The organism is Paraburkholderia sp. CHISQ3, from assembly GCF_030464945.1.
GTDB lineage: Bacteria > Pseudomonadota > Gammaproteobacteria > Burkholderiales > Burkholderiaceae > Paraburkholderia > Paraburkholderia megapolitana.
Window position 1 is genome coordinate 192,297 of record NZ_JALPRG010000004.1, and the last position, 22,823, is coordinate 215,119.

The following is a 22,823-nucleotide window of genomic DNA, read 5'->3' on the forward strand; positions in this document are numbered from 1 at the left end:
AGGAAAAGCGCGCGGCATCTTCGACAACATCAGCAACACCGTACGAACCGCAGCACACGCGGATTATGCCCGGGTTCGCGGCAAGCCGATGCGTCATGTGCCGAGATGCTCGATCACGAAGTCGATGAACGTAGTGAGTTTCGGTGCCGCGCGACGGTCGCGCGGATAGATCAGATGCACAGGAATGCCTGCCGGCAGATAGTCTTCTAGCACCGACACGAGTTGTCCGCTCGCAATCTCCTTCGCGAGCAGCGCTTCGGGTTGCAGCACCAGGCCGAAGCCGCGCAGCGCGGCCATCTTTAGCGCCTGGCCGTTGTTGGCGCGAAACCGTCCGGGTCGCAACTGGCTCTCGCCTTCGGCGTCGCCGTCGAGCCGCCACAACCCTTCGCGTCCCCAGTGCAAAAACCCGAGACATTCGTGATGCGCGAGATCGGCGGGAATGCGCGGTGTACCCGCTCGCGCAAGATAGTCCGGCGATGCGCACGCGCGCATCCGGTACGGCTTCAACGGCCGCGCGACGAAACTGGAATCCGGTAACTGCCCGATCCGCACAGCCGCATCGAAACCCTCGTTGACGAGATCGCTGACGCGGTTCGACAGATCCAGTTCGAGGATCACGTCGGGCCAGGCGCTCAGGTAATCGGTCATCGCCGGCACGAATACTTCCACGCCGTAAGTGAGCGGCACCGTCACCTTCAGTACGCCGCGCGGCGCCGATGCCATCGCTTCCGCGAGCGACTCCGCTTCTTTCACTTCTGCAAGAATCCGTCGACATTGTTCGTAATACTGGCGACCGATCTCCGTCAGACTCTGGCGCCGGGTCGTGCGCGTCAGGAGCCGCGTGGCCAGCCGCGTTTCGAGCGAGCGGATATGTTTACCGGCCATTGCCGACGAAATACCGAAGCGCGTGGCGGCTGCCGTCAGGCTGCCGGCCTCGACCACGGCCACAAAGACTTCCATGCTGGCGAACTTGTCCACCCGCTATTTCCTGTTCGTTTCGTTTGTAAGCAGTTGTCGCATTGCAGCCGCAATGCGCGGATATCGTGATACTAATATTGCCCAAGGCGAAGCGGACAGCCGGGGTTGGCATGATCCCTTACCGCCGATACGAACGACCATCAGGAGTCTCGATGAAAAAAACCCTCGCTATTCTCGCCACCGCCCTCACGATGAGCGGCGCTTTCGCCCAGGCTTCCGCGCCGGCCGCACCCGCTCCGTCGGCGGCGTCCGCGCCTGCTGGCAAGCTCACGCACGAACAGCACGTGGAAGAGCGCATCTCCTATCTGCGTACGCAGTTGAAGATCACGCCGCAGCAGGAAACCCAGTGGAACGCTTTCGCTGACGTAATGCGCAGCAATGGTCAAACCATGGGCCAACTGTACCAGGAGCGTCACGCGAACACGACCGCTACTGCGCTCGACGACATGAAGCAGTATGCGCAGATCACCCAGGCGCAGGCCGACGGCACGAAGAAACTCGTCGATGCTTTCGAACCGCTGTACAACGCCCTCTCGCCGGACCAGAAGAAGCTCGCCGATGCGACCTTCCGCCAGTCTTCGCACCCGTCTGAGCGTGGTCATCGCAAGCATTCGGGCAAGGCGCAGGCGCCTGCGGCATCGGCCAGCGACGCAGCCGCCCAGTAAGCTCCGCAGTACGGCGCCGGGTAAGCTTATCGCAAGACGTACGCCCCAACCGGCGTACCCGCGCTGCTCACCCGGCACAGAACGCCTGCCCTCACTGGCAGGCGTTTTTTCATCTGTTGCGCATTTTCGGCATCCAGTGCATGCAAGCGCCATGCTTTCGCGCTACGCTGGCGGCCATTTCAACAGCATGCGCCCCGCCGTGTCGGGCCACCGCCTCATGATCGAACTCCGCAACATCGACCTGCGCACCGACGCCGCCGCCCGGCGTGTCGTCAAGGACGAAACCGTCACCGTCAATTTCGCTGACCGCGACGGCGAACTGATGAGCCTCGAAGGACCGAACCGCTATGTGAGCGGGGATGCGCTGATCACCGGCTCGACCGGCGACCGCTGGGTCGTATCGCGTGAACGCTTCGATGCGAAATACGTCCCGGCGCGCGACGGGCTTGCGCATGGCGTGGCGGGCCCGTATCGCAACCGCCCCGCAATCGTGCTCGCAAAACGCATGGACGAAGCGTTTTCGCTTGCGCGGTCTGAGGGCGGCGGCGATGTGCTCAACGGCACCGCCGGCGACTGGATCATGCAGTACGCACCCGGCGATTACGGCGTCGTGCAGGCCGCGCGCTTCGCCAAGGTCTATCGTCTCGCGAGAGACAAGTAACGATCGATTCGCGCGGCGCTCACGCGAACTCTTCATCGAGATCGACAGTCACTTCGCGCGGTACAGCCTCGCCGTTCGCATACTGCTCTTCCAGCGATCCGATCGCCGCTTCGACATACGCGCGCAGCACCGCGAAACTTCGTCCGCGCAATTGCGGCGGCAACGCGCGATAACGCGCGAGTGCTGCGGGGGCGATCGCCACCGTCAGCGCGATGCGACGTGCTGTCGATCCGAAACGCATCGCCACCCAGTGGACAACGAGCGTCGGTGTGCCGTCGTCGGCGGGACGCTCGGTGAACTGGGTCTGCTCGGGAAACAGATCGCTGATGACACGCGCCAGTTCCTCGATATCGGGACTTGCGCAGTCGTATTGGTAGGCTTCCATTTTCTCGGGGCTCGGGTCTTCGTCAATTCGGCTCACGCGGTGCGCGCCGGCCGGCGTACCTGCCGCACCAGCACCGCGGTCACGACCAGCGCCAGCAACACATAGATCCCATCGACTGCGAACAGCGACAGCAAGCGCGCCTGAAACAGCGTAGCGGGCAACTCGATCAGCGCGTGGATGGCGATCGCGAGCGGCAAGGTACCACGCCAGCCAGCCCGCACGCCGCGCCACATCAGCACCGACAGCCCGATCTGGAACGCCAGCGCTGCCAGCCGCTCGAGCACGAAGACGCCGCTCATCAGCGGCGACAAGGTGGCGAGCACCAGGTGCACACGCACCATCGAATCGCTCGGCAGGTTCGTCAGATGCTCGTCGAGCTGGCCGCGATTGGCGAGTACCGCGAAGACGATCCATTGAAACTGCACCAGCACGCCGACGAGCCACGCTTCCGCGCCGCCATGGCCGATGCCGTACGCCAGTGCGCGTCCGTCCGACGACGGATCGGCGGCCGCTGTGCCGGACGCGGCACGCTGCCACATCATCCGCATCGCGATGAAACGCCCGACCTCTTCGCAGACGCCGGCTATCAGTGCGCCATATATGACGAACGTCAGCGGGTGCGTGAGCCACCCGGCGGTCGTCGCATTCATGCCCAGCACGTAGTCGTTCACCGCGCGCTCGACCACCATGGCAAACAGCGCAAACACCGCAATACCGGCGATCGTGTCGCGTCGGTTGAAGACGAAGGTGCGCGTCCAGCGGCGGTACAGGATGACCGGCAGAGCCGCGACGAACAGGGTGGCGAGCGAGAGACAGATAAGCGTGAGCGGTGCGACGACCATGAGGTTCCTTGCAGTAACGGGCGAACAGGCGGCGCCTGTTCAAAGTGCGCCGCAACCCGAATGATCGCAGATCAGCGCGCGGTCGACGCGCGCACGATCAATTCGCCAGGCAAAAGGCAGTCGCGCGCGGGCGCATTGCCGCCTTCGATCCGTTCATGCAGGAACTCGACTGCGCGATAGCCGATCGAGTAAGTTGGTTGGCGGATCGCGGTAACGCCGGCGAGTTCGGCCCACTCGGGATCGTCGACGGACAGCAGCGCGACGCGCTCGGTCCAGCGCGGACCTAGCCGCTGGTTCAGGTGCAGCGCGAGGCGCAGCGCAACTGGCGCATTTGCCGCAAATAACGCGAGGCGATCCGATGCGGTATCGATTGTGCGATCGAGCGTGGCGAGTGTACGTTCGGCGCTCACGTCGTTCGCGAGATCGAGTACGACCGTTTCGCCGTGTACTTCACCTGCGAAGCGAGCCAGCGTTTCATGGAAAGCGGCCTCACGCAGACGCCGCGAACTGACCTGCTCGTACGGCTGAACCACGAAGCGGATATCGGTGAAGCCGCGCTCCAGCAGATGCTGCGTGCCGCGATTTGCCGCATTGATATTGTCGAGGCCGACCATATCGGCGGCGAGCCCTTCCACGGTCCGGTCGACGAGTACGGCGGGAATACCGCCACCCGCCGGCCGCAGCGTGTCTTCGCTCACGCCGAGCGCATTGACGATCACGCCTTCGACGCGGTACGTCGTGAGCAACTGCAGGAAGCGCCGCTCCATCTCGACTTCGTTCGCGGCGTGGCAGATCAACGGCATGTAGCCGAGCGCATTGCACGCCGCCTCGACACCTTGCAGCACTTCGACCGAATACGGATTCGTCAGGTCGGCGAGCAGCATGCCGATCAGACGGTTGCGGCCGCGCTTCAGACCGCGCGCCATCTGGTTCGGCTGATAGTCGAGACGTTCGATCGCCGCCGCGATGCGCGTGCGCATGTCGGCCGACAGCACGCTCATCTCGCCGTTCAGATAGCGCGAGATGCTGGTTTTGCCGGTGCCGGCTTCGCGCGCGACGTCGTTGATCGTCGCGGGCCTCTGCCGGCCAGCGGACGACCCGCTCATCGGCCGAGCACGTCGCGGTTCACGACGTTGCGTGTCAGCATGCCGGCGAGTGCCGCCACCAGGTTTTCGGCGGCGCAGCGCGCCATTGCGTGGCGCGTTTCGTGGGTCGCGGAGCCGATGTGCGGCAGCGCGACCACGTTGTTCAGTTTGAGCAGCGGTGAATCTGCGGCGAGCGGTTCATGTGCAAATACGTCGAGCCCGGCGCCGTGGATCGTGCCCGCCTGGAGCGCATCGATCAGCGCGGCTTCGTCGACGGTCGCACCGCGCGACGCATTGATCAGAATCGCGCTCTTCTTCATCGCGCGCAGTTGTGCGGCGCCGATCAGATGATGCGTCTCGGGCGTGAGCGGTACCTGCAGGCAGACGAAGTCCGATACGGCCAGCAGTTCCGACAGTTCGACGCGGCGCGCGCCATACGTTTCTTCCGCAGCCTGGTTCGCGCTGCGGTTCGTGTACAGCACCTGCATGTTGAAGCCCAGCGCAGCCCGCCGTGCGACCGCACCGCCGATCCGCCCCAGGCCCACGATACCGAGCGTCTTGCCCTGCACGTCGACGCCGAAGTGCTCCGGGCCAATGCTGCGCTGCCAGCGACCGGCCTTCACCCAGTCGGCCAGTTCGACGACCCGCCGAGCAGTCGCGAGAATCAGCGAGAACACCGTATCGGCGGTCGATTCGGTCAATACGTCAGGTGTGTTTGCCAGCAGGATGCCGCGCCGTGTGAGATCGGCCACATCGAAGTTGTCGAAGCCGACTGAAATCGTCGACAGCGCTTTCAACCGCGTCGCACCTTCGAGCATCGACGAATCGATCTTCACGCTCGCGCCGATCGCGCCATCCGCGTCGCGCAGTGCCGCAACGAATGCATCATGCGTATCGCGCGATGACGTGTCGATCTGTACGACTTCGAGGTGTTCGCGCAGATAGGCGAGCACATCGTCGGGCAATGGTTTGTAGGCAACGATCTTTTTCATCAGCTTCCTTTCCCATGAAGAGGCGTGGCGAGCGTACGTGCCGCTGAGCTCTGCGGCTTCACTGCCAGCGTGAAGACTACCGCCGCGACGAGCGCGACGCTCATGAACGCATACGATGCCGCCGGTGTGCCAGTTGCGCCGTTCAGATACCCGACCACATACGAACCGACGAACGAACCGAGCGCGCCCATGCTGTTGATCAGCGCCATCGCCCCGCCGGCGACGTTCTTCGGCAGCAGCTCCGGCACGATCGCGAAGAACGGCCCGTACGGCGCGTACATCGCAGCGCCCGCGATGACCAGCAACGCATACGAGAGCCAGAAATGCGTCGTGCCCAACGCATATGACACGGCAAACGCGACCGCGCCTATCAGCAGGAACGGCCAGACGAAGGCTTTGCGGCGATCGAGTTTATCCGATGCCCACGACACGACGAGCATCGCGATCGTCGCGGCGAGATACGGCAACGCCGACAACCAGCCGGTTTCGACCATGCCGAGTGTCGAGCCGTTCTTGAGGATCGATGGCAGCCACAGTACGAAACCGTAGACGCCGATGCTCCAGCAAAAATATTGCGCGCACAACTTGATCACCGCCGGCGAACGGAACGCTTCACCGTAGTTGCGCACTGGTTTGATGGCAGCCTGTTCCGCTCGCAATGCGGCTTCGAGCGCGTCCTTGTCGGCACGCGTGAGCCACGACACCTGCGCCGGTTTGTCCTTCACGATGAACCACCAGCACACGGCCCACACCACGGCCGGCGCACCTTCGGCGATAAACATGTGCCGCCAGCCGAACGAATGCACGAGGTAGCCGGACACTACCGACATCCACAGCACCGTGACTGGATTACCCAGAATCAGGAAGGTGTTTGCACGCGAGCGCTCCTGTTTGGTGAACCAGTTGCTGATAAAGATCAACATCGCCGGCATCACCGCCGCTTCGACGACGCCGAGCAGGAAGCGAATCACTATCAGCGACGGCACATTGCTGACGACGCCCGTCAGCGACGCACAGCCGCCCCACAGGATCAGACTCCAGAACACCAGCTTCTTCACGCTGCGACGTTCGGCGTAGATCGCGCCCGGAATCTGGAAGAAGAAGTAGCCGAGGAAGAACAGTGCGCCGATCAGCGACGCGAGTCCCTTGCCGATACCGAGGTCCTGGTTGATACCGGCCGCCGACGCAAAGCCGAAGTTCGCGCGGTCGAGATACGCGAGGCTGTAAGTGATGAACACGATCGGCATGATCGTCCACCAGCGACGCACGGCGAGCGATGAGGTCATGGGGTTGTCTCCTGGTTCTGAAGTCCGGGTGCGGTGGACGCGTGTATCGTGACGCTGTCGCGAGAGCACTGGGACTCAGCGATGCGGCTAATCGATACGATTCAGGCCGCGCCTCGTCCTGCCGTTTCCGGCGTCGTCCGGTTACCGTTGTGCCGATCGTCTTCGCGTTCGAGCGCGTCGAGTTGTGCTCGCGTCGGCAGGCCCTCGGAATCGCCGATCACCTGGATCGCCAGCCCGCCGATGCGGTTGCCGCGCGCCACCGCATCGGGCAGCGCCCGGCCTTCGAGCAACGCGCTGACCACGCCGACCGCGAAACCGTCGCCGGCGCCCACGGTATCGACGACATTCGCGACCGGCTGCGCGGCAACCGTGCCGGTGCGTTCGGCGGTGCGGTAGTACGCGCCCTGTGGGCCGAGCTTCACGATCACGCCGCGTGCGCCGCGGTCGAGATAGAAACGGGCGATATCGTCGGGGCTCGTGTAGCCGGTCAGGATCTCTCCTTCACCGATACCGGGCAGCACCCAATCGGCCAGCAACGCCAGCGCATTCAAACCCTCGACCATCGCGGCGCGCGACGGCCAGAGCGTCGGGCGCAGGTTCGGATCGAATGAAATCGTCTTGCCTGCGGTGCGCATTTCGTGTGCCAGATGAAATGCGAGTTCGCGCGACGACGCCGAGATGGCGGGCGCGACACCGGTCAGGTGCAGATGGCGCGCGCCGAGCACATAGTCGGCGACGTAGTCGGCGAGCGACAGATGGCTCGCCGCCGAGCCCTTGCGAAAGTACTCGATGCTCGGATCGCTGCCGTCGTCGTTCTTCGATTTGAGCTGGAAGGCGGTTGGGAAGCGATCATCGGTAGTCACGCAGCGTTGATCGATGCCTTCGCGACGCAACGTCTCGCGCACATATTCGCCGAACGAATCGCGGCCGACGCGGCTCATCCAGCCGACCTTGAAGCCGAGCCGCGACAGGCCGATCGCCACGTTCAGGTCGGCACCGGCGATCCGCTTCGTGAACTGGCCGACACCGGCGAGCGGGCCGGGCTCGGTTGCAACGAACATTGCCATCGCTTCGCCGTAGGTGACGATATCGAGTGTCGAGGTCATGGTGGCTCGCGGCGGGTGCTGGGTATCGGGTGTTTGCGTCATTGTCTGCTTTGCTTCGTTGTGTGCTCGGTTGTGTGCCCAAGTGCGTACGTTATGCCTCAGCGAGCCATGTGACGTAATGCGCCGCGTCGGCGGCGAGTCGGCTCGCGTCGAATGGAAATTCGATGCCGCGCGGCACGGTGCGCGGCAACAATGGCAGTACGGCGGCAAAGACGGGATCGTCGGCGGTAGGTGCGGCCGCGAAGCGTCTTGCGCCCTCGCCTCTCACTGCCTTGCAATGGACATACTCGACATGCGGTGCCAGCCGGCGCGCGGCTTCGACCGGTTGTTCTCCTGGCCATTGCCAGTTGCCGATGTCGAAGGTCATGCCGATCAACCCAGCGTGGCCGCTGTCGGCAAGCACATCGAATAACCCGCTGAATTGCGCAAGCGTGCCACCTTCCTTCAATTGACCGTTCTCGACAACAAGACGCGTGTGCGCTCCGTCGAGCGATGCAGCCAGCGCGTGGCCGGCCGCATCGCCGGCGAAGCCGCCCAGTTGCAGTTTGACGAAGCGCGCACCGAGCGCATGGGCTCCGTCGAGGGCCAGCGCAAGCGCCGCCGCGTCGAGCGCGCCGTGCGACGTGTAGAGCGCAGCGGGCGTCGAATAGACCGACCACATGCCGAGTTCGTCGATCGCCGCGCCCAGAGCGCGCAATGCCTGCGGCTCGGCGTCGGCTTCCGAAGCAAACAGCTCGCGACGCACTTCGAACCCCGCCGCGCCCGCTTCCGAAGCAGTCGCAAGCCACGCCCGGTGACCGTCGCGCCGCACGGCATCGACGCCGAACGCGCTCGCGACAATTACGACTTCAGCCATGTCAAAAATCCCTTTTTGCACCGTTTTTCACAAATGGAACCGGTTCCAAAAGCATTTTGAAAAAAAGCGCACAAGCGCTCGTTGGGACGAATGATGCGCCTCGCCAGCATGGCGAACCATCGTGGTAATCCCCTATCCGGCATATCGATCGTGCTCCGCCATGCACAGTTCGAGAAAGCGCTGCGCCGCGCGCGACGGCGCGCTGGCGTGCGGCAGCAGGATCGAGAACCGGCGCGTGCACGGCTCCGGCGCCAGCGAAACAAGACACAACGCCGCGTCCTCATGGCGCATCGACATCGCCGAGACGAAACCGATGCCCATGCCCGCGCGCACCGCCTCCTTCACGCCCTCGACGCCGGCGATTTCGAGCGCGACGCGCATCGGCGCCGCTGCGCGCGCAAAAGCTCGCTCGACGACCTGACGCACGCCGGACCCCGCCTCGCGCAAAACCAGCGGCCACGCACCGAGTTCGGCGAGCGTCGCCTGGCGCGGCCCCTGCGCGAGCGGGTGCGAGCGCGGCATGATCGCGACGATCTCGTCTTCGCGCCATGGGTGAACCGCGGTATCGAGCGGCAGATCAGAGCCGACCGGCCCTTCGATCAATGCGATATCGACGGAAGCCAGCGCGGCGACGATCTCGGAGGTATTGCCGTCGGCGGTATGCAGCGTGACGTCGGGATAGCGCTGATGAAAATCGGCAATCAGATAAGGCAGCAGGTAACTGGCCGGCGTCGTGCTCGCCCCGATGCGCAGCGTGCCGCGCTCCATGCCGCGCAACGCGTCGCGATAGGCGTGTGCCTGCCGCCAGGTGTCGCGTAGATGCGCGGCATAGGTGGCGAGCTGTTCGCCGGTCGGAGTCAGACGCACGCCGCGCCCTTCCCGCTGGTATAGCGGCTCACCGAATTCCTCCTGCAGCAAACGCAGTTGCCCCGACACTGCCGGCTGCGACAGATGCAACGCCTCCGCGGCACGGCTGATGTTGCGGTGCTCGGCTACGGCGGCGAAGGTTATCAGCTGATCTGGGGTCATGAGATAGAAATATCAGATTTACCGATATTTTACGTCGCAAATGACGATTTCTCATACCGATATATCCAAACTAGGATTAGGCCATCGCGTCGGAATCGCTCTATTCGAAGGCCATCTGCCATGTCCACCGCTCATGTACACGCCGTCCCCAGCAACGCCTCGTCGACGCGCGGCCACCTCAACGGCATCCTGTTCGTCGCGCTGTTCGCGGCGGCCGTCACGCGCATCGCGCAGCTGCCGGCGATCGCCGGACTCGGGCTCAGTCCGCTGATCGTCGGTATTGTCGGCGGTGCGATCTACGGCAACGCGTTGCGCGACGGTATGCCCGAGAGCTGGGCTGCCGGCGTCAACTTCTCGGCACGCAGGCTGCTGCGGATCGCCGTTGCGTTCTTTGGCCTACGGGTCAGTCTGCAGGAGATTGCTCAGGTCGGACTGCCGGGTCTGACGGAGTCGGTGCTGGTCGTGGTCAGCACGCTCGTCATTGGCACGTGGGCTGGCATGAAGCTGATGAAGCTCGATCGCGACACCGCGTTGCTTACTGCCGCCGGCAGTGCGATATGCGGCGCCGCCGCGGTGCTCGCCTTCGAATCGACGCTGCAGTCCAAGCCGCACAAGAGTGCGATGGCGGTTGGCAGTGTCGTGCTGTTCGGTACGCTGTCGATGTTTCTCTACCCTGCCCTCTATCGGGCCGGCTGGCTGCATCTCGATACGCTCGGTGCGGGGCTGTTTTTCGGCGGCACGATTCATGAAGTCGCCCAGGTGGTCGGCGCCGCGGCCAACGTGAGTCCGGAAGCCACGCATGTCGCAACCATCGTCAAGATGACACGGGTCATGCTGCTCGTGCCGGTGTTGCTGGTCATCGGTGTCTGGCTGAACCGCTCGGCTCGCGGCTTGAACGGCGCGAACAGCACGAACGGCGCCAACAGCGAGCCCGGCACCCACGCGGCACGCAAGCTAGCCATACCCTGGTTCGCCCTCGGTTTCCTCGCGATGGTCGTCGTCAACTCGCTGCACATTCTCCCTGCCCCGGCCACACAAACGATCAACACGCTCGACACCTTCGCCCTGACGATGGCCATGACCGCTCTCGGCATCGAAACGCGCATCTCGCAGATCCGTCAGGCTGGTCCGCGTGCGTTGACCACGGGACTGATTCTCTACGTATGGTTGACAGTCGGCGGACTGGGTATCACATGGGCTGTCGAGCGCCTCTTCGCGTAGACCGCCCCCCCGCGGCCGGCCTCGCCCGGCACGCCCGCAGCCCTGCCGATGGCAGGGCTTCTGCGCTTTTACGCGCACCGGTGTGCGCCGATGCACTGCGCGCGCGGCATACTTCATGCTCGCCCGATGTACTCACACAGCCTGAGCAAGGACCGATCGATGACCTACCGACTCTACTACTGGGATGGCCTGCAGGGCCGCGGCGAATTCGTGCGGCTCGCACTGGAAGAAGCCGGCGCCGACTACGTCGAAGTGACACGCGGCGACGAAGCGGCCGGACTCGGCACCGGCGCGATGATGGCGCGGCTCGGCAGCAAGGACGAGGCTTATCCACCGTTCGCGCCGCCGTTTCTGCAGGACGGCGAGCTGATCGTGTCGCAGACCGCGAACATCCTCTTTTATCTTGGTCCGAAGCTTGGCCTCGCACCGCGCGACGAAGGTCTGCGCTACGTCGCGAACGGCCTGCAGCTCACCATCGCCGACATGGTCACCGAAGCGCACGATACGCATCATCCGCTCGCGGGCAACCTCTATTACGAGGATCAGAAAGAAGCCGCGAAAATACGGGCGAGCGATTTCATCGATCACCGCATACCGAAGTTCATGCGCTACTTCGAGCGGGTGATGAAACAGAACCCCGCCAGCGAAGAATTCCTGGTCGGCGATGCGCTGACCTATGTCGACCTGTCGATGTTTCAGTTGATCGACGGATTGATGTACGCGTTTCCGCGCGCGACGAAGCGCTTCGGCACGCAGTACCCGGGGCTTGCAGCCTTGTACGCACGGGTTATCGCGCGGCCGCGGATCGCCGCCTATCTCGCCTCCGACCGACGGCTTCCGCACAACGAAGCGTGCGTCTTCCGGCACTATCCGGAACTCGACAAAACTGCGCGCTAGTGCGCCGTCGCATCGTAACTACCACGCATAGTGGACGCAGCGGCGCGAACGTCATGTCGCTCCGGGCATACTCGACGGCGCCCTCGCGCGCATTACGCGCCTTGCGCGATGCTATCCTTCGGCTCGCGCCAACCCACTCACGCTTCACGCACTCCACGCTCCCGCCGTGCTCTCATTCCTGCTGAAACTGCGTACCCGCGCGCAACGCCTGTTCGGGCTCTCGGATGCGCACACGATGCTGCTCTGGTCGGTGGTCGTCGGTGTGGCCGGGGCGTTCGCGACGATGGCCTTCCGCGAAGCCATCGCGCTCATGCAACGCGCGATCTCCGGCGAATCGGGCGGCGGCCTCGTCGAAATGGCGCGCCGCTTGCCATGGACCGTGCGCATCTGGCTACCCGCGGCAGGCGGTCTCGTAGCCGGCGTGATCCTGCTGATCGCACGGCGCGGGACGGAACGCAACAATCACACCGATTACATGGAAGCGGTCGCGATCGGCGACGGCGTCGTGCCGGTGCGACTCAGCCTGTGGCGCAGCGTGTCGTCGCTGTTCACGATCGCGAGCGGCGGATCGATCGGCCGCGAAGGTCCGATGGTCCAGCTTGCCGCGCTCGCTGCGTCGCTGATCGGCCGCTGGGTGCACTTCGATCCGCCGCGGCTGCGCCTGCTGGTCGCCTGCGGCGCCGCGGCCGGCATCACCGCAGCCTATAGTGCGCCGATTGCAGGCGCGTTCTTCGTCACCGAAATCGTGCTCGGCTCGATCGCCATGGAAAGCTTCGGGCCGGTCGTCGTTTCGTCGGTGGTCGCGAACATTACGATGCGCGAGTTCGGCGGCTATCGTCCGCCTTACGAAATGCCGGTCTTTCCGCCCGTGACCGGCGTCGAAGTGCTGCTGTTCGTCGCGCTCGGACTGCTGTGCGGCGCGGCGGCGCCGCAGTTCCTGCGGCTACTCGATGTATCGAAGGCGGGCTTCCAGCGTATCGCGTTGCCGTTACCGCTGAAGCTTGCGCTCGGCGGTCTCGTGGTCGGCATCCTGTCGGTCTGGACGCCCGACGTCTGGGGTAATGGCTACAGCGTCGTCAACGCGATCCTGCATTCCCCGTGGACCTGGAGCGCACTCGTGCTGGTGCTCGTGTTCAAGCTCGTCGCCACTGCGGCGACCGCGGGCTCGGGCGCGATCGGCGGGATCTTTACGCCGACGCTCTTCGTCGGCGCGGTGCTCGGCTCGCTGTTCGGCCAGGCGATGCACGCGCTCTGGCCGCACGGCACGTCCGCGCCGTTCGCCTACGCGATGGTCGGCATGGGCGCCTTCCTCGCCGGCGCCACCCAGGCGCCGCTGATGGCGATTCTGATGATCTTCGAAATGACGCTCAGCTACCAGGTCGTGCTGCCGCTGATGCTGTCGTGCGTGGTCGCGTACTTCGTCTCGCGCGCGATCGCCAAGACGTCGATGTACGAAATCACGCTGCATCGGAATCGCGAAGAACAGGAGCGTGTGCGGCTGCGCGCGACCCAGGTGCGCGAACTGATCAAGCCACCCGATACCGTCGTGCAACCGGGCGCGACGGTGCAGGAAATGACACGCGTGTTTCTCGAGTACCCGGTCAAATATCTGTATGTGACCGACGAGGCCGGCTGCTTTCTCGGCGTCGTCGCGCTGAAAGACATCACCTCGGATCTGCTCGAGCGACGCGAGACCTCGACGCGCACCGCCGCCGATTACCTGCAACCGCACTTCGACGTGCTCACGCCGGACATGCCGCTCGGCGTCGCGCTCCAGCACTTCATGGCGTTCCAGGGCGAACGGCTGCCGGTGATCGAAAGCGCGCAGCATCCGCTGCTTGCCGGAGTCGTCTACAAGACGTCGCTGCTCGATGCGTACTTCAGGATGAATCCGCACCGCTGAGCGATCGCGCGACACTCGCGATGCATCTGCACCGGCAAAGCGCCGGCAGATTTTCTACAATGAAACGATCCCCCGCCGCCGTGCATCCGAGCTTCGATGCGCAGCGGTGCGCACGCGTTGCTTGTTTGTTGCGTATGTGTTGCTGACCGGAGCGAAGATGAGCGAACCCTCAATCGATGCCGCCCGCCGCGATCATGCCGGCTGGATTTTCGTCCACCTCGAAGGCGAGCCGTATGACCGCGGCGAACAGCACGGCCAGTTGCTCGCCACGGAGATTCGCAACGCGGTTCACACCGCGCGCTACCTCGCGAAGTGGGACACCGGCGAAGACTTCGACACGTTCGTCGAGGCGGCGGTCTCGCAGTTCGCACCGAAGCTCGACCGCGAATTCACCGACGAAATCCAGGGCATCGCCGACGGCGCGAAGCTGCCGTTCGCGGAAGTGCTCGCGTGGAACGGCTATATGGATCTGTTGCAGAGCTGGTGGCCGACCCATGCGACAGCGGCGCAGCCCCAACTCGGCGTGAAGCCATGGCGCGGCCGGCGCGGCCATCATTGCAGCGCGTTCATTGCGACCGGCAGCGCGACGCGCGACGGCCGCATCGTGATGGCGCACAACTCATGGGATCGCTACGCGGCCGGCGATGCGTTCAACGTCGTGTTCGACATCGTCCCCGAGTCGGGCCACCGCATCCTGATGCAAGGGCTGCCCGGCTGCATCTCGAGCCTGACGGACTTCTGGGTCACTGCGGCCGGACTGATGGTGACCGAAACGACGATCTCGAACTTCGTCGGCTACAACCCGGCGGGCGCTCCGGAGTTCTACCGGTCGCGGCGCGCGAGCCAGTACGCGAACAGCATCGCCGAATGGTGCGAGATGTTCGCGCTCGCCAACAACGGCGGCTATGCGAACAGCTGGCTGCTCGGCGACGCGAAAACCGGTGAGATCGCGCGCTATGAACTCGGCCTGCACTACTCGGGCTTCGAGAGCACGAAGGACGGTTTCTATAGCGGCTACAACACCGCCACCGATCTGAAGATCCGCAACCAGGAATGCATCGGCGAAGGTGACGACTACACGGACGTCCGCAAAAACGGCGCGCGGCGCCTCCGCTTCATGCAACTTGAAGAACAGCATCACGGCAAGATCGATACCGAACTCGCGAAACAGATGATCGCCGATCACCACGACGTCTATCTCGATCGCGCCGACAATCCATGCTCGCGAACCGTCTGCGGGCATCTCGAGCTGGACGACGCGCGCTTCGGCGGCTCGGACCACGGGCCGTTCAATCCGTGGGGAGCCAACGACGGTAAGGTAGTCGACAGCGAGATGGCGCGCGACATGGCGTTCTACGCACGCTGGGGGCACCCGTGCGGACGACCGTTCGATGCGCAGGCGTTCATGAAACGCCATCCGCAGTGGAACTGGCTGAACGGTTATATGCGCGACCGGCCGTCGTGGCCGTGGACCCGCTTCGACGTACAGCGTTAAACGACCGCTGCGTCTAACCGAACGATCGTCCTTACCGAGGTCCGTTCGGCGCCGGGCGGTGGCATCGATGCTCCACCGCTACCGACGCTTGCAAGAATTGCCGTATAAGATGGTAGAAAGCGCGTCTCGCTGCGAAGCGACTGCGCGCCCAGCGTCCGTGTCTGCGCGGCTGGCGCAAATGGCACGGCGCTTGCTGCGGTCCTTGCGCCGCATGAGGAAAGGAGGTCGCGCGATGAAAACCTCGACGCTGATGACCATGGTGCTGCTGTCCGCTTCGTGTTTTGCTGCGCCTGCCCATACGGCACGTGACAGCACGGAGGCTACACTTGCCGACCGGGCTGATGGCCTGCCCACCGACCATGCTTCCGCCGGCTCAACGGCCGCGGGAAGTGCGCCGCAGCAGTGGGAAACCATTGCACTGCCGAAGTCCCGCCATTTGAGCCACGCCTTCGACGCCCCCGACGAGCATCTGCAAACCTGAAGCTGTTCGCCACGCAATACCTCAACGGCCGACACCGGCAGATCAGCCGGCGCCGCGCCCAAACACAACCCGCCCAAAAAATTCACCGAGCACCGACTGGATCATATCGTCCGAGACGTTCTTCGGATCGGTCGTGACCATCGATTGCACACCGTCGCACAGCGCCATCAGCCCCAGCGCCAGTTGTTCCTCGGGCAACGGCAGCGGGATACCTGTCTGCACCGAAAACTCGCGAATATAGGCCGCAAGCTGTTCACGTTTCTCATACATGAACGCGTTGAAACGCACGCGAAAGCGCGCGTCGCGTGCTGCGAGCAGCTTGGCTTCGGCCCATAGCAGGAAACATTTCTGATCGAAAGGCAGACGGCTGTAGTACCGCAGCACACGGGTTTCCATCTCCTCGCGCGTGTTGTCGCCCGCGAAGATATCCTCCAGCTCCGTCTGCATCAGGTCATGGTCGCGCCGCAGCAGCTCGAGAAACAGCTCCGGCTTGCTGCGGAAGTTCGAATAGAACGCACCGCGCGTATAACCGGCCGCAGCCGTGATGTCCTCGACGCTGGCCGCGGTGAATCCCTTCTTCATAAAAATGGCTTGCGCAGCATCGAGCAGGCGCTGGCGCGTCTGGTCCTTGCTCTGCTCACGGGTAAGGCGGGTTCGTTTCATGGGCCGAAGTCTAGCATCGAATGGATTTCGATTCACTCGCACACTCAGATACATGTATGTATTAGAATGCGAGTCAGCATTTTAGGCAAGAGCTTCGTCTCCTTGTCTACAAACGTGCCCTTATTCGCTTTCTGTAGATCGGAGTCATCGTGAATCGTCCCGGTTCTCGCGCAGCACAGGCGCTGCGCCCTTCGTCCCGACGGCCCGTGCCGTTGCGCCGCGCAGCGTGCGCGCTGGTTCTGTCCAGCGTCGTCCTGCTTGCCGCGTGCCAGAAGAAAGAAGCTGCCGCGCCCACACCGCGGCCCGTCGTTGCCACCGCCGTACAGGCAGACGGGCGGCCCAACACCATGACGCTGCCGGCCGAAGTCCAGGCCCGCTATTCGACCCCGCTGTCGTTCAGGATTGCGGGCAAGATCGTCGAGCGCCGGGTGCGGCTCGGCGATACGGTGAAGAGCGGCGAGATCGTCGCGCGCCTCGACCCCGCCGATGCGCAGAAAAACGCCGCCAGCGCGCAAGCCCAGCTCGACGCCGCGCAGCATCGTCTGGTGTACGCGAAGCAGCAACTCGATCGCGACCGCGCCCAGGCTCGCGACAACCTGATCGCCCAGGCACAGCTCGAACAGACTGAAGATTCGTACGCTTCGGCGAGCGCCCAGCGCGACCAGGCCGCGCAGCAGGCCGCGCTGTCGAAAGACCAGTTGCAATACGCGACGCTCGCCGCCGACCATGCCGGCGTGATCACTTCTGAGCAGGCCGACACAGGGCAAAACGTATCCGCGGGACAGGCCGTCTACAACCTCGCGTGGAGCGGCGACATCGATATCGTCGTCGATGCGCCGGAAAGCGCGCTCGCCGCGCTGGCCGTTGGACAAACAGCGAAGGTCACACTCGCCGCCTTGCCCGGCCGCAGCTTTACCGCGCGCGTGCGCGAACTGTCGCCAGCCGCCGATCCGCAAAGCCGCACATGGCGTGCGCGGCTCACGCTCGAAAACCCCGGCACCGACGTGCGCCTCGGCATGACTGCCGACGTCGCGCTGAACGGCAACGCCGCGCAGTCCGCCGCGTCGTTCACGGTGCCCGCCACCGCCCTCTTCCACGACGGTAACGCGCCGGCCGTATGGGTCGTGCGCACCGACGACGTGCTCGAACTGCGCCGCGTACAGGTTGCCCGCTACGAAGAACGTACTGTCGCCATCTCCAACGGCCTGAAGAACGGCGAACGCGTCGTACTGCAAGGCGTGCATACGGTCACCGCAGGCGAAAAGGTCCGCGTGATGGCGCCGCTGCATCCCGAGGACTTCGCGTCATGAGCGCAGCACACGAAGAAGGACGCTTCAATCTGTCCGCGTGGGCGCTGCGGCATCAGGCGCTGGTCGTTTTCCTGATCACACTCGCCACGCTGTTCGGCATCATGGCGTACACGCGGCTCGCGCAATCGGAAGATCCACCGTTCACGTTCCGCGTAATGGTGATCCAGACCTTCTGGCCCGGCGCCACCGCGCGGCAGGTGCAGGAACAGGTCACCGACCGGATCGGACGCAAGCTGCAGGAAACCCCGTCGATCGATTTCCTGCGCAGCTACTCGCGGCCCGGCGAATCGATGATCTTCTTCACGATGAAGGACTCCGCGCCGGTCGCCGACGTGCCGCAAACCTGGTACCAGGTGCGCAAGAAAGTCGGCGACATCGCGGCGACGCTGCCGCCCGGCGTGCAGGGACCGTTCTTCAACGATGAGTTCGGCGACGTCTACACCAATATCTACACGCTGCAGGGCGACGGTTTCTCCGCGGCGCAACTGCACGACTACGCGGATCAGTTACGGACCGTTCTGCTGCGGGTGCCGGGTGTCGGCAAGGTCGACTATTTCGGCGATCCGAACCAGCACGTCTACATCGAGATCGCCAACACGCAGCTCACGCGTCTCGGCATCTCTCCGCAGCAGCTCGCCCAGGCGATCAACTCGCAGAACAGCGTCTCGCCCGCGGGCACGCTAACCACCGCCGACGACCGCGTCTTCGTGCGCCCAACCGGCCAGTTCGGCGACGTGAAAGCGCTCGCCGATACGCTGATCCGCATCAATAACCGTTCGTTCCGCCTCGGCGACATCGCGACGATCAAGCGCGGTTACGACGATCCACCGTCGACGCACATGCGCGCTGGCGGCCACGACGTGCTCGGTATCGGTGTGACGATGCAGCCCGGCGGCGACGTAATCCGCCTCGGCAAGGCGCTCGACACGAGCATGGCGCAGCTACGCGCATCGCTGCCTGCGGGACTGAAACTCGTCGAAGTGTCGAGCATGCCGCACGCCGTGTCGCACTCGGTCGACGACTTCCTCGAAGCGGTCGCCGAAGCGATCGCGATCGTGCTGGTGGTGAGCCTGGTGTCGCTCGGCGTACGCACCGGCATGGTCGTCGTGATCTCGATTCCGATCGTGCTCGCCGTGACCGCGCTGTGCATGTACCTGTTCGATATCGGGCTGCACAAGGTCTCGCTCGGTACGCTCGTGCTGGCGCTCGGCCTGCTTGTCGACGACGCGATCATCGCCGTCGAAATGATGGCGGTGAAGCTCGAACAGGGCTGGACCCGGACCCGCGCGGCCGCGTTCGCCTATACGAGCACCGCGTTTCCGATGCTGACCGGCACACTCGTCACGGTAGCCGGCTTTTTACCGATCGCTCTAGCGAAATCGAGTACCGGCGAATACACGCGCTCGATCTTCGAAGTCTCCGCCATTGCGTTGATCGCGTCGTGGCTTGCCGCGGTCGTGCTGATCCCGTTGCTCGGGTATCACCTGTTGCCCGAGCGCAAGCGCGCAACGCCTGCGCTGGCACACACGGATGACGCCGCTCAGCAACACGAACCCGAACACGACATCTACGACACGCGCTTCTACGGCCGCCTGCGCGGCTGGATCAGCTGGTGCATCGAACGACGCTTCGTCGTGCTCGGCATCACTGTCGCGCTGTTCGTCGTGGCGCTCGCGGGCTTTACGCTCGTGCCGCAACAGTTCTTCCCGAGTTCGGATCGCCCCGAACTGCTGATCGACGTACGGCTACCCGAAGGCGCTTCGTTCGAAGCAACGTTGCGGCAAGCGCAACGGCTCGAGAAGACGCTCGATGGTCGGCCGGAAATCGATCATATGGTCGACTTCGTCGGCACCGGTGCGCCGCGTTTCTATCTGCCGCTCGACCAGCAATTGCCGCAAGCGAACTTCGCGCAGTTCGTCGTCACGGCGAAGAGCGTCGAAGATCGCGAGAAACTCGCGCAGTGGCTCGAACCGATCCTGCGCAATCAAATTCCCGCCATCCGCACGCGGCTCTCCCGGCTCGAAAACGGCCCGCCGGTCGGTTACCCGGTGCAGTTCCGTGTGAGCGGCGACGACATCGCGACCGTACGTGCAATCGCCGAACGCGTTGCCGCAACGATGCGTGCCGACGCGCACACGACCAACGTGCAGTTCGACTGGGATGAACCGGCCGAGCGTTCGGTGCGCTTCGAGATCGATCAGAAGAAGGCGCGCGAACTCGGTGTCACCTCCGACGACGTCTCGAGTTTCCTCGCGATGACGCTCTCGGGCTACACCGTCACGCAGTATCGCGAGCGCGACAAGCTGATCAGCGTCGATCTGCGCGCACCGAAGAGCGAACGCGTCGACCCGTCGCAGTTGCTGACGCTCGCGATGCCGACGCCTAACGGCCCGGTGCCGCTCGGCACGCTGGGCGCGCTGCGCAACGACCTCGAATACGGCGTGGTGTGGGAACGCGATCGCCAGCCGACGATCACCGTGCAATCGGATGTCATCGCGAATGCACAGGGCATCGACGTCACGCATGCGGTTGACGGCGCACTCGATTCGATTCGCCGCACGCTGCCGGTCGGTTATCGCATCGAGATCGGCGGCGCGGTCGAGGAAAGCGTGAAGGGGCAAACCTCGATCAACGCACAGATGCCGATCATGGTGATCGCCGTGCTCGTACTGCTGATGATCCAGCTACAGAGCTTCTCGCGCGTGCTGATGGTCGTGCTGACGGCGCCACTCGGACTGATCGGCGTCGTCGCGACACTGCTGATGTTCGGTCAACCATTCGGCTTCGTCGCGATGCTCGGCGTGATCGCGATGTTCGGCATCATCATGCGCAACTCGGTGATTCTCGTCGACCAGATCGAGCAGGACATCGCGGCCGGCCATCAACGATTCGATGCAATTGTCGGCGCCACTGTGCGCCGCTTCCGGCCGATCACGCTGACCGCCGCCGCCGCGGTCCTCGCGCTGATCCCGCTGTTGCGCTCGAACTTCTTCGGACCGATGGCGACCGCGCTGATGGGCGGGATCACGAGCGCCACGGTGTTGACGCTGTTCTATCTGCCTGCGCTCTATGCAACGTGGTTCCGCGTGCGCGGCAGCGAGCGCGATCCGCACACCGACGCATCCGCGCATTCGGGAAACTGATCATGAACACCTCTTCCTTGCGTCGTACTGCAACCGTCCTATCGTGCGGCGCCACCCTCGCCTTCGCGCTCGCGGCGTGTTCGTTCGGTCCAAACGGCGCGCCGCCTGCGATGCCGCAACCGGCTCATTACGGCGCCGAACCGCAACCCACTCAAACGGTACAGGCCAACGGCGTCACGCAACGGTTCGTCGCCGGCGCACAAGCGGTGCCCGAATGGTGGAAGCTCTATCGGTCGGACGACCTGAACGCGCTGGTCGACGAAGGGTTGCGTAACAGCCCGACGCTCGCCGCCGCCGACAAAAACCTCGCGGCCGCGCACGAACAGTTGCGCGCGCAGATCGGCAGCTCGCTGCTGCCGACGATCGACGCCAACGGTCAGGCGACCCGCGAGCGGGCGCTCGGTTTTCCGAGCCTCGGCCCGAACACCTCGCTCTACAACGTGTTTGTCGGCCAGATTCAGGCGAACTACACGCTCGACCTGTTCGGCGCTGCTCGTCTCGCGGACAAGGCACTGGCGGCCCGCGTCGACACCCAGGCGTACCAGTTCGATGCGGCGCGCCGTGCGCTCGCGGCAAACATCGTGTCCGCTGCTATCAACGCGGCAGCACTGCACGAGCAGGTGGACACGACTGAGCGTCTCGTCGTGCTCGCTAAGCAGCAGTCTGACGACACGAAGCGGCGCTACGAACTCGGCGCGGCATCGCACAGCGATCTGCTCAGCGCACAACAGAGCGCGGCAACGCTGTCGGCGAGTCTGCCTGGCCTGCGTCAGCAATGGCTGACGACGCGCCATGCGCTCGCCGTGCTGCTCGGTCGCACGCCCGACGCCGCACCGGCCGATCTCGATCTCGCCAGCCTGCATGTGCCTGAAAACGTGCCGGTTTCAGTGCCGTCCGATCTGTTGCGTGCGCGGCCCGACATCCGCGCCGCCGATGCGACGTTGAAAGCCGCCGCGGCCGAAGTCGGTGTCGCGACCGCGCAGATGTTTCCGAGCCTGTCGTTGACGGCGTCGATGGGCAAAGGCGGCTTCAGCTGGCCGCTCGCGACGTCGGGCGCGGGTGCGCTCTGGAGTATCGGCGCGTCGCTCACGCAACCGATCTTCCACGGCGGTGCGCTGTTCGCGCAACGCCGCGCAGCCGTCGATACCTACGAGGCCTCGGTCGCGCAATACCGGCAGACTGTGCTGGCCGCGTTCCAGAACGTCGCCGATACGCTCGCATCGCTCGAACACGATGCGCAGGCACTCGATGCCGCGAGTACGGCGGCGCGCTTCGCGCAGCAGATCTTCACCGAGACGTCGGCACGCTATCGCCTTGGTGCGGTGGCGGTGACGAACACGCGTTCGAGCGAACAGCAATATCGCAACGCGCGACTCGATGAAATTCGCTACACGGGCGCGCGGCTCACCGATACGGCCACGCTGTTCCAGGCGATGGGCAATCCGCTGCCTGCGACTGCATCTACATCTGCGGCAACGACAACAGCGACGGCCTCACCAGCATCGACCAGCACCGCACACGACTGAATCGCAGCGGGGTTATCCCCAGTTCATGTTGAACAGGCTGTTGAAAACCTTCGGACAAGCGCGCTAACGCGTTGAGCGCACAGTGCTTTTGCAGGGTGATGCGAAAAGTGTCGCGTCGTCACGCGATCGATGCAAAACGCGATCGTGTGACGACGGAGTTATCCCCAGTTTCTGTTGACAGAGCTGTTGATAAGTATCGCGCAGCGACTCTAACTATCTGATGTGAATGGCATTGCCGTCGCGGGTGCGCAGTCATGCAGGTCCGCACAGACTAGGGGCCGACGACAACGACACACTCG

Annotated in this window: 20 protein-coding genes; 10 read left to right on the plus strand and 10 right to left on the minus strand. The window is 64.2% G+C overall.

Going from position 1 to position 22,823, the window contains the following annotated elements:
* Positions 1–93: 93 nt before the first annotated feature.
* On the minus strand, positions 94–978 hold the full coding sequence (locus M0D65_RS10765) for a LysR family transcriptional regulator (protein ID WP_266252658.1): 885 nt from the start codon (positions 976–978) through the stop codon (positions 94–96).
* 152 nt (positions 979–1,130) lie between these two features.
* Here M0D65_RS10765 and M0D65_RS10770 point away from each other — a divergent pair, with 152 nt between their 5' ends.
* Together M0D65_RS10770 and M0D65_RS10775 are read left to right on the plus strand one after the other, a co-directional pair.
* Positions 1,131–1,643, plus strand: coding sequence for a Spy/CpxP family protein refolding chaperone (locus M0D65_RS10770; RefSeq protein WP_266252659.1), 513 nt, complete (start codon positions 1,131–1,133; stop codon positions 1,641–1,643).
* Between the two features lie 217 nt (positions 1,644–1,860).
* Positions 1,861–2,304, plus strand: a complete 444-nt coding sequence (locus tag M0D65_RS10775; protein ID WP_091014739.1) for a PGDYG domain-containing protein — start codon at positions 1,861–1,863, stop codon at positions 2,302–2,304.
* A 19-nt stretch (positions 2,305–2,323) separates the two neighbouring features.
* On the opposite strand, the gene M0D65_RS10780 is transcribed toward M0D65_RS10775, so the two are convergent.
* The 8 genes from M0D65_RS10780 to M0D65_RS10815 form a co-directional block, all read right to left on the minus strand.
* Positions 2,324–2,689, minus strand: a complete 366-nt coding sequence (locus M0D65_RS10780) for a DUF3022 domain-containing protein (RefSeq protein WP_266252950.1) — start codon at positions 2,687–2,689, stop codon at positions 2,324–2,326.
* A gap of 32 nt (positions 2,690–2,721) precedes the next feature.
* The gene (locus tag M0D65_RS10785) at positions 2,722–3,531 is read right to left on the minus strand and encodes a YhfC family intramembrane metalloprotease (protein ID WP_266252660.1); all 810 of its coding nucleotides are present in this window, start codon (positions 3,529–3,531) and stop codon (positions 2,722–2,724) included.
* 71 nt (positions 3,532–3,602) lie between these two features.
* Positions 3,603–4,637, minus strand: a complete 1,035-nt coding sequence (locus M0D65_RS10790; protein WP_266252661.1) for a LacI family DNA-binding transcriptional regulator — start codon at positions 4,635–4,637, stop codon at positions 3,603–3,605.
* Positions 4,634–5,608 (minus strand): D-glycerate dehydrogenase, encoded by a 975-nt coding sequence (locus M0D65_RS10795; protein ID WP_266252662.1) that lies wholly within the window; start codon positions 5,606–5,608, stop codon positions 4,634–4,636. Before M0D65_RS10795 ends, M0D65_RS10790 begins: the two co-directional genes overlap by 4 nt.
* Positions 5,608–6,894 (minus strand): MFS transporter, encoded by a 1,287-nt coding sequence (locus tag M0D65_RS10800; RefSeq protein ID WP_266252663.1) that lies wholly within the window; start codon positions 6,892–6,894, stop codon positions 5,608–5,610. Before M0D65_RS10800 ends, M0D65_RS10795 begins: the two co-directional genes overlap by 1 nt.
* Positions 6,895–6,995: 101 nt before the next feature.
* Entirely contained in the window at positions 6,996–8,000 is a 1,005-nt protein-coding gene (locus M0D65_RS10805; protein WP_266252664.1) for a sugar kinase, read from the minus strand.
* A 91-nt stretch (positions 8,001–8,091) separates the two neighbouring features.
* Positions 8,092–8,856, minus strand: coding sequence for a sugar phosphate isomerase/epimerase (locus tag M0D65_RS10810; RefSeq protein WP_266252665.1), 765 nt, complete (start codon positions 8,854–8,856; stop codon positions 8,092–8,094).
* Positions 8,857–8,988: 132 nt separating this feature from the next.
* The gene (locus M0D65_RS10815; protein ID WP_266252666.1) at positions 8,989–9,885 is read right to left on the minus strand and encodes a LysR substrate-binding domain-containing protein; all 897 of its coding nucleotides are present in this window, start codon (positions 9,883–9,885) and stop codon (positions 8,989–8,991) included.
* A 120-nt stretch (positions 9,886–10,005) separates the two neighbouring features.
* Between M0D65_RS10815 and M0D65_RS10820 the strand changes: the two genes are divergently transcribed.
* The 5 genes from M0D65_RS10820 to M0D65_RS10840 all read left to right on the plus strand — a co-directional run bounded on the left by M0D65_RS10820 (position 10,006) and on the right by M0D65_RS10840 (position 15,882).
* Positions 10,006–11,106: a YeiH family protein gene (locus tag M0D65_RS10820; protein ID WP_266252667.1), complete on the plus strand. Its 1,101-nt coding sequence runs from the start codon at positions 10,006–10,008 to the stop codon at positions 11,104–11,106.
* A 159-nt stretch (positions 11,107–11,265) separates the two neighbouring features.
* Positions 11,266–12,003, plus strand: a complete 738-nt coding sequence (locus tag M0D65_RS10825; protein ID WP_266252668.1) for a glutathione S-transferase — start codon at positions 11,266–11,268, stop codon at positions 12,001–12,003.
* Between the two features lie 166 nt (positions 12,004–12,169).
* A complete protein-coding gene (locus M0D65_RS10830) occupies positions 12,170–13,906 on the plus strand; it encodes a ClcB-like voltage-gated chloride channel protein (RefSeq protein ID WP_266252669.1) in 1,737 nt (578 codons plus the stop codon).
* A gap of 157 nt (positions 13,907–14,063) precedes the next feature.
* Positions 14,064–15,401, plus strand: coding sequence for a C45 family peptidase (locus M0D65_RS10835; protein ID WP_091014741.1), 1,338 nt, complete (start codon positions 14,064–14,066; stop codon positions 15,399–15,401).
* 232 nt (positions 15,402–15,633) lie between these two features.
* Positions 15,634–15,882 (plus strand): hypothetical protein, encoded by a 249-nt coding sequence (locus M0D65_RS10840; RefSeq protein WP_266252670.1) that lies wholly within the window; start codon positions 15,634–15,636, stop codon positions 15,880–15,882.
* A gap of 42 nt (positions 15,883–15,924) precedes the next feature.
* On the opposite strand, the gene M0D65_RS10845 is transcribed toward M0D65_RS10840, so the two are convergent.
* Positions 15,925–16,545, minus strand: a complete 621-nt coding sequence (locus M0D65_RS10845; protein ID WP_266252671.1) for a TetR/AcrR family transcriptional regulator — start codon at positions 16,543–16,545, stop codon at positions 15,925–15,927.
* Positions 16,546–16,757: 212 nt separating this feature from the next.
* Between M0D65_RS10845 and M0D65_RS10850 the strand changes: the two genes are divergently transcribed.
* From M0D65_RS10850 to M0D65_RS10860, 3 genes are read left to right on the plus strand one after another with little or no spacing between them, the layout of a single operon-like run.
* Positions 16,758–17,855: an efflux RND transporter periplasmic adaptor subunit gene (locus M0D65_RS10850; protein WP_323136726.1), complete on the plus strand. Its 1,098-nt coding sequence runs from the start codon at positions 16,758–16,760 to the stop codon at positions 17,853–17,855.
* Complete coding sequence (locus tag M0D65_RS10855; RefSeq protein ID WP_266252672.1) at positions 17,852–20,998, plus strand: efflux RND transporter permease subunit; 3,147 nt, start codon at positions 17,852–17,854, stop codon at positions 20,996–20,998. Before M0D65_RS10850 ends, M0D65_RS10855 begins: the two co-directional genes overlap by 4 nt.
* Positions 20,999–21,000: 2 nt before the next feature.
* Positions 21,001–22,524 carry an efflux transporter outer membrane subunit gene (locus M0D65_RS10860; protein ID WP_266252673.1) on the plus strand — a complete coding sequence of 508 codons (1,524 nt, stop codon included), beginning with the start codon at positions 21,001–21,003 and terminating at the stop codon, positions 22,522–22,524.
* Positions 22,525–22,823 lie beyond the last annotated feature (299 nt).

What these genes read in the sequence shown, in the direction of transcription:
- M0D65_RS10770 (WP_266252659.1), top strand. Translation starts at nt 1,131, where the DNA reads ATGAAAAAAACCCTCGCTATTCTCGCCACCGCCCTCACGATGAGCGGC.
- M0D65_RS10775 (WP_091014739.1), top strand. Translation starts at nt 1,861, where the DNA reads ATGATCGAACTCCGCAACATCGACCTGCGCACCGACGCCGCCGCCCGG.
- M0D65_RS10780 (WP_266252950.1), bottom strand. Translation starts at nt 2,689, where the DNA reads ATGGAAGCCTACCAATACGACTGCGCAAGTCCCGATATCGAGGAACTG.
- M0D65_RS10785 (WP_266252660.1), bottom strand. Translation starts at nt 3,531, where the DNA reads ATGGTCGTCGCACCGCTCACGCTTATCTGTCTCTCGCTCGCCACCCTG.
- M0D65_RS10790 (WP_266252661.1), bottom strand. Translation starts at nt 4,637, where the DNA reads ATGAGCGGGTCGTCCGCTGGCCGGCAGAGGCCCGCGACGATCAACGAC.
- M0D65_RS10795 (WP_266252662.1), bottom strand. Translation starts at nt 5,608, where the DNA reads ATGAAAAAGATCGTTGCCTACAAACCATTGCCCGACGATGTGCTCGCC.
- M0D65_RS10800 (WP_266252663.1), bottom strand. Translation starts at nt 6,894, where the DNA reads ATGACCTCATCGCTCGCCGTGCGTCGCTGGTGGACGATCATGCCGATC.
- M0D65_RS10805 (WP_266252664.1), bottom strand. Translation starts at nt 8,000, where the DNA reads ATGACCTCGACACTCGATATCGTCACCTACGGCGAAGCGATGGCAATG.
- M0D65_RS10810 (WP_266252665.1), bottom strand. Translation starts at nt 8,856, where the DNA reads ATGGCTGAAGTCGTAATTGTCGCGAGCGCGTTCGGCGTCGATGCCGTG.
- M0D65_RS10815 (WP_266252666.1), bottom strand. Translation starts at nt 9,885, where the DNA reads ATGACCCCAGATCAGCTGATAACCTTCGCCGCCGTAGCCGAGCACCGC.
- M0D65_RS10820 (WP_266252667.1), top strand. Translation starts at nt 10,006, where the DNA reads ATGTCCACCGCTCATGTACACGCCGTCCCCAGCAACGCCTCGTCGACG.
- M0D65_RS10825 (WP_266252668.1), top strand. Translation starts at nt 11,266, where the DNA reads ATGACCTACCGACTCTACTACTGGGATGGCCTGCAGGGCCGCGGCGAA.
- M0D65_RS10835 (WP_091014741.1), top strand. Translation starts at nt 14,064, where the DNA reads ATGAGCGAACCCTCAATCGATGCCGCCCGCCGCGATCATGCCGGCTGG.
- M0D65_RS10840 (WP_266252670.1), top strand. Translation starts at nt 15,634, where the DNA reads ATGAAAACCTCGACGCTGATGACCATGGTGCTGCTGTCCGCTTCGTGT.
- M0D65_RS10845 (WP_266252671.1), bottom strand. Translation starts at nt 16,545, where the DNA reads ATGAAACGAACCCGCCTTACCCGTGAGCAGAGCAAGGACCAGACGCGC.
- M0D65_RS10855 (WP_266252672.1), top strand. Translation starts at nt 17,852, where the DNA reads ATGAGCGCAGCACACGAAGAAGGACGCTTCAATCTGTCCGCGTGGGCG.
- M0D65_RS10860 (WP_266252673.1), top strand. Translation starts at nt 21,001, where the DNA reads ATGAACACCTCTTCCTTGCGTCGTACTGCAACCGTCCTATCGTGCGGC.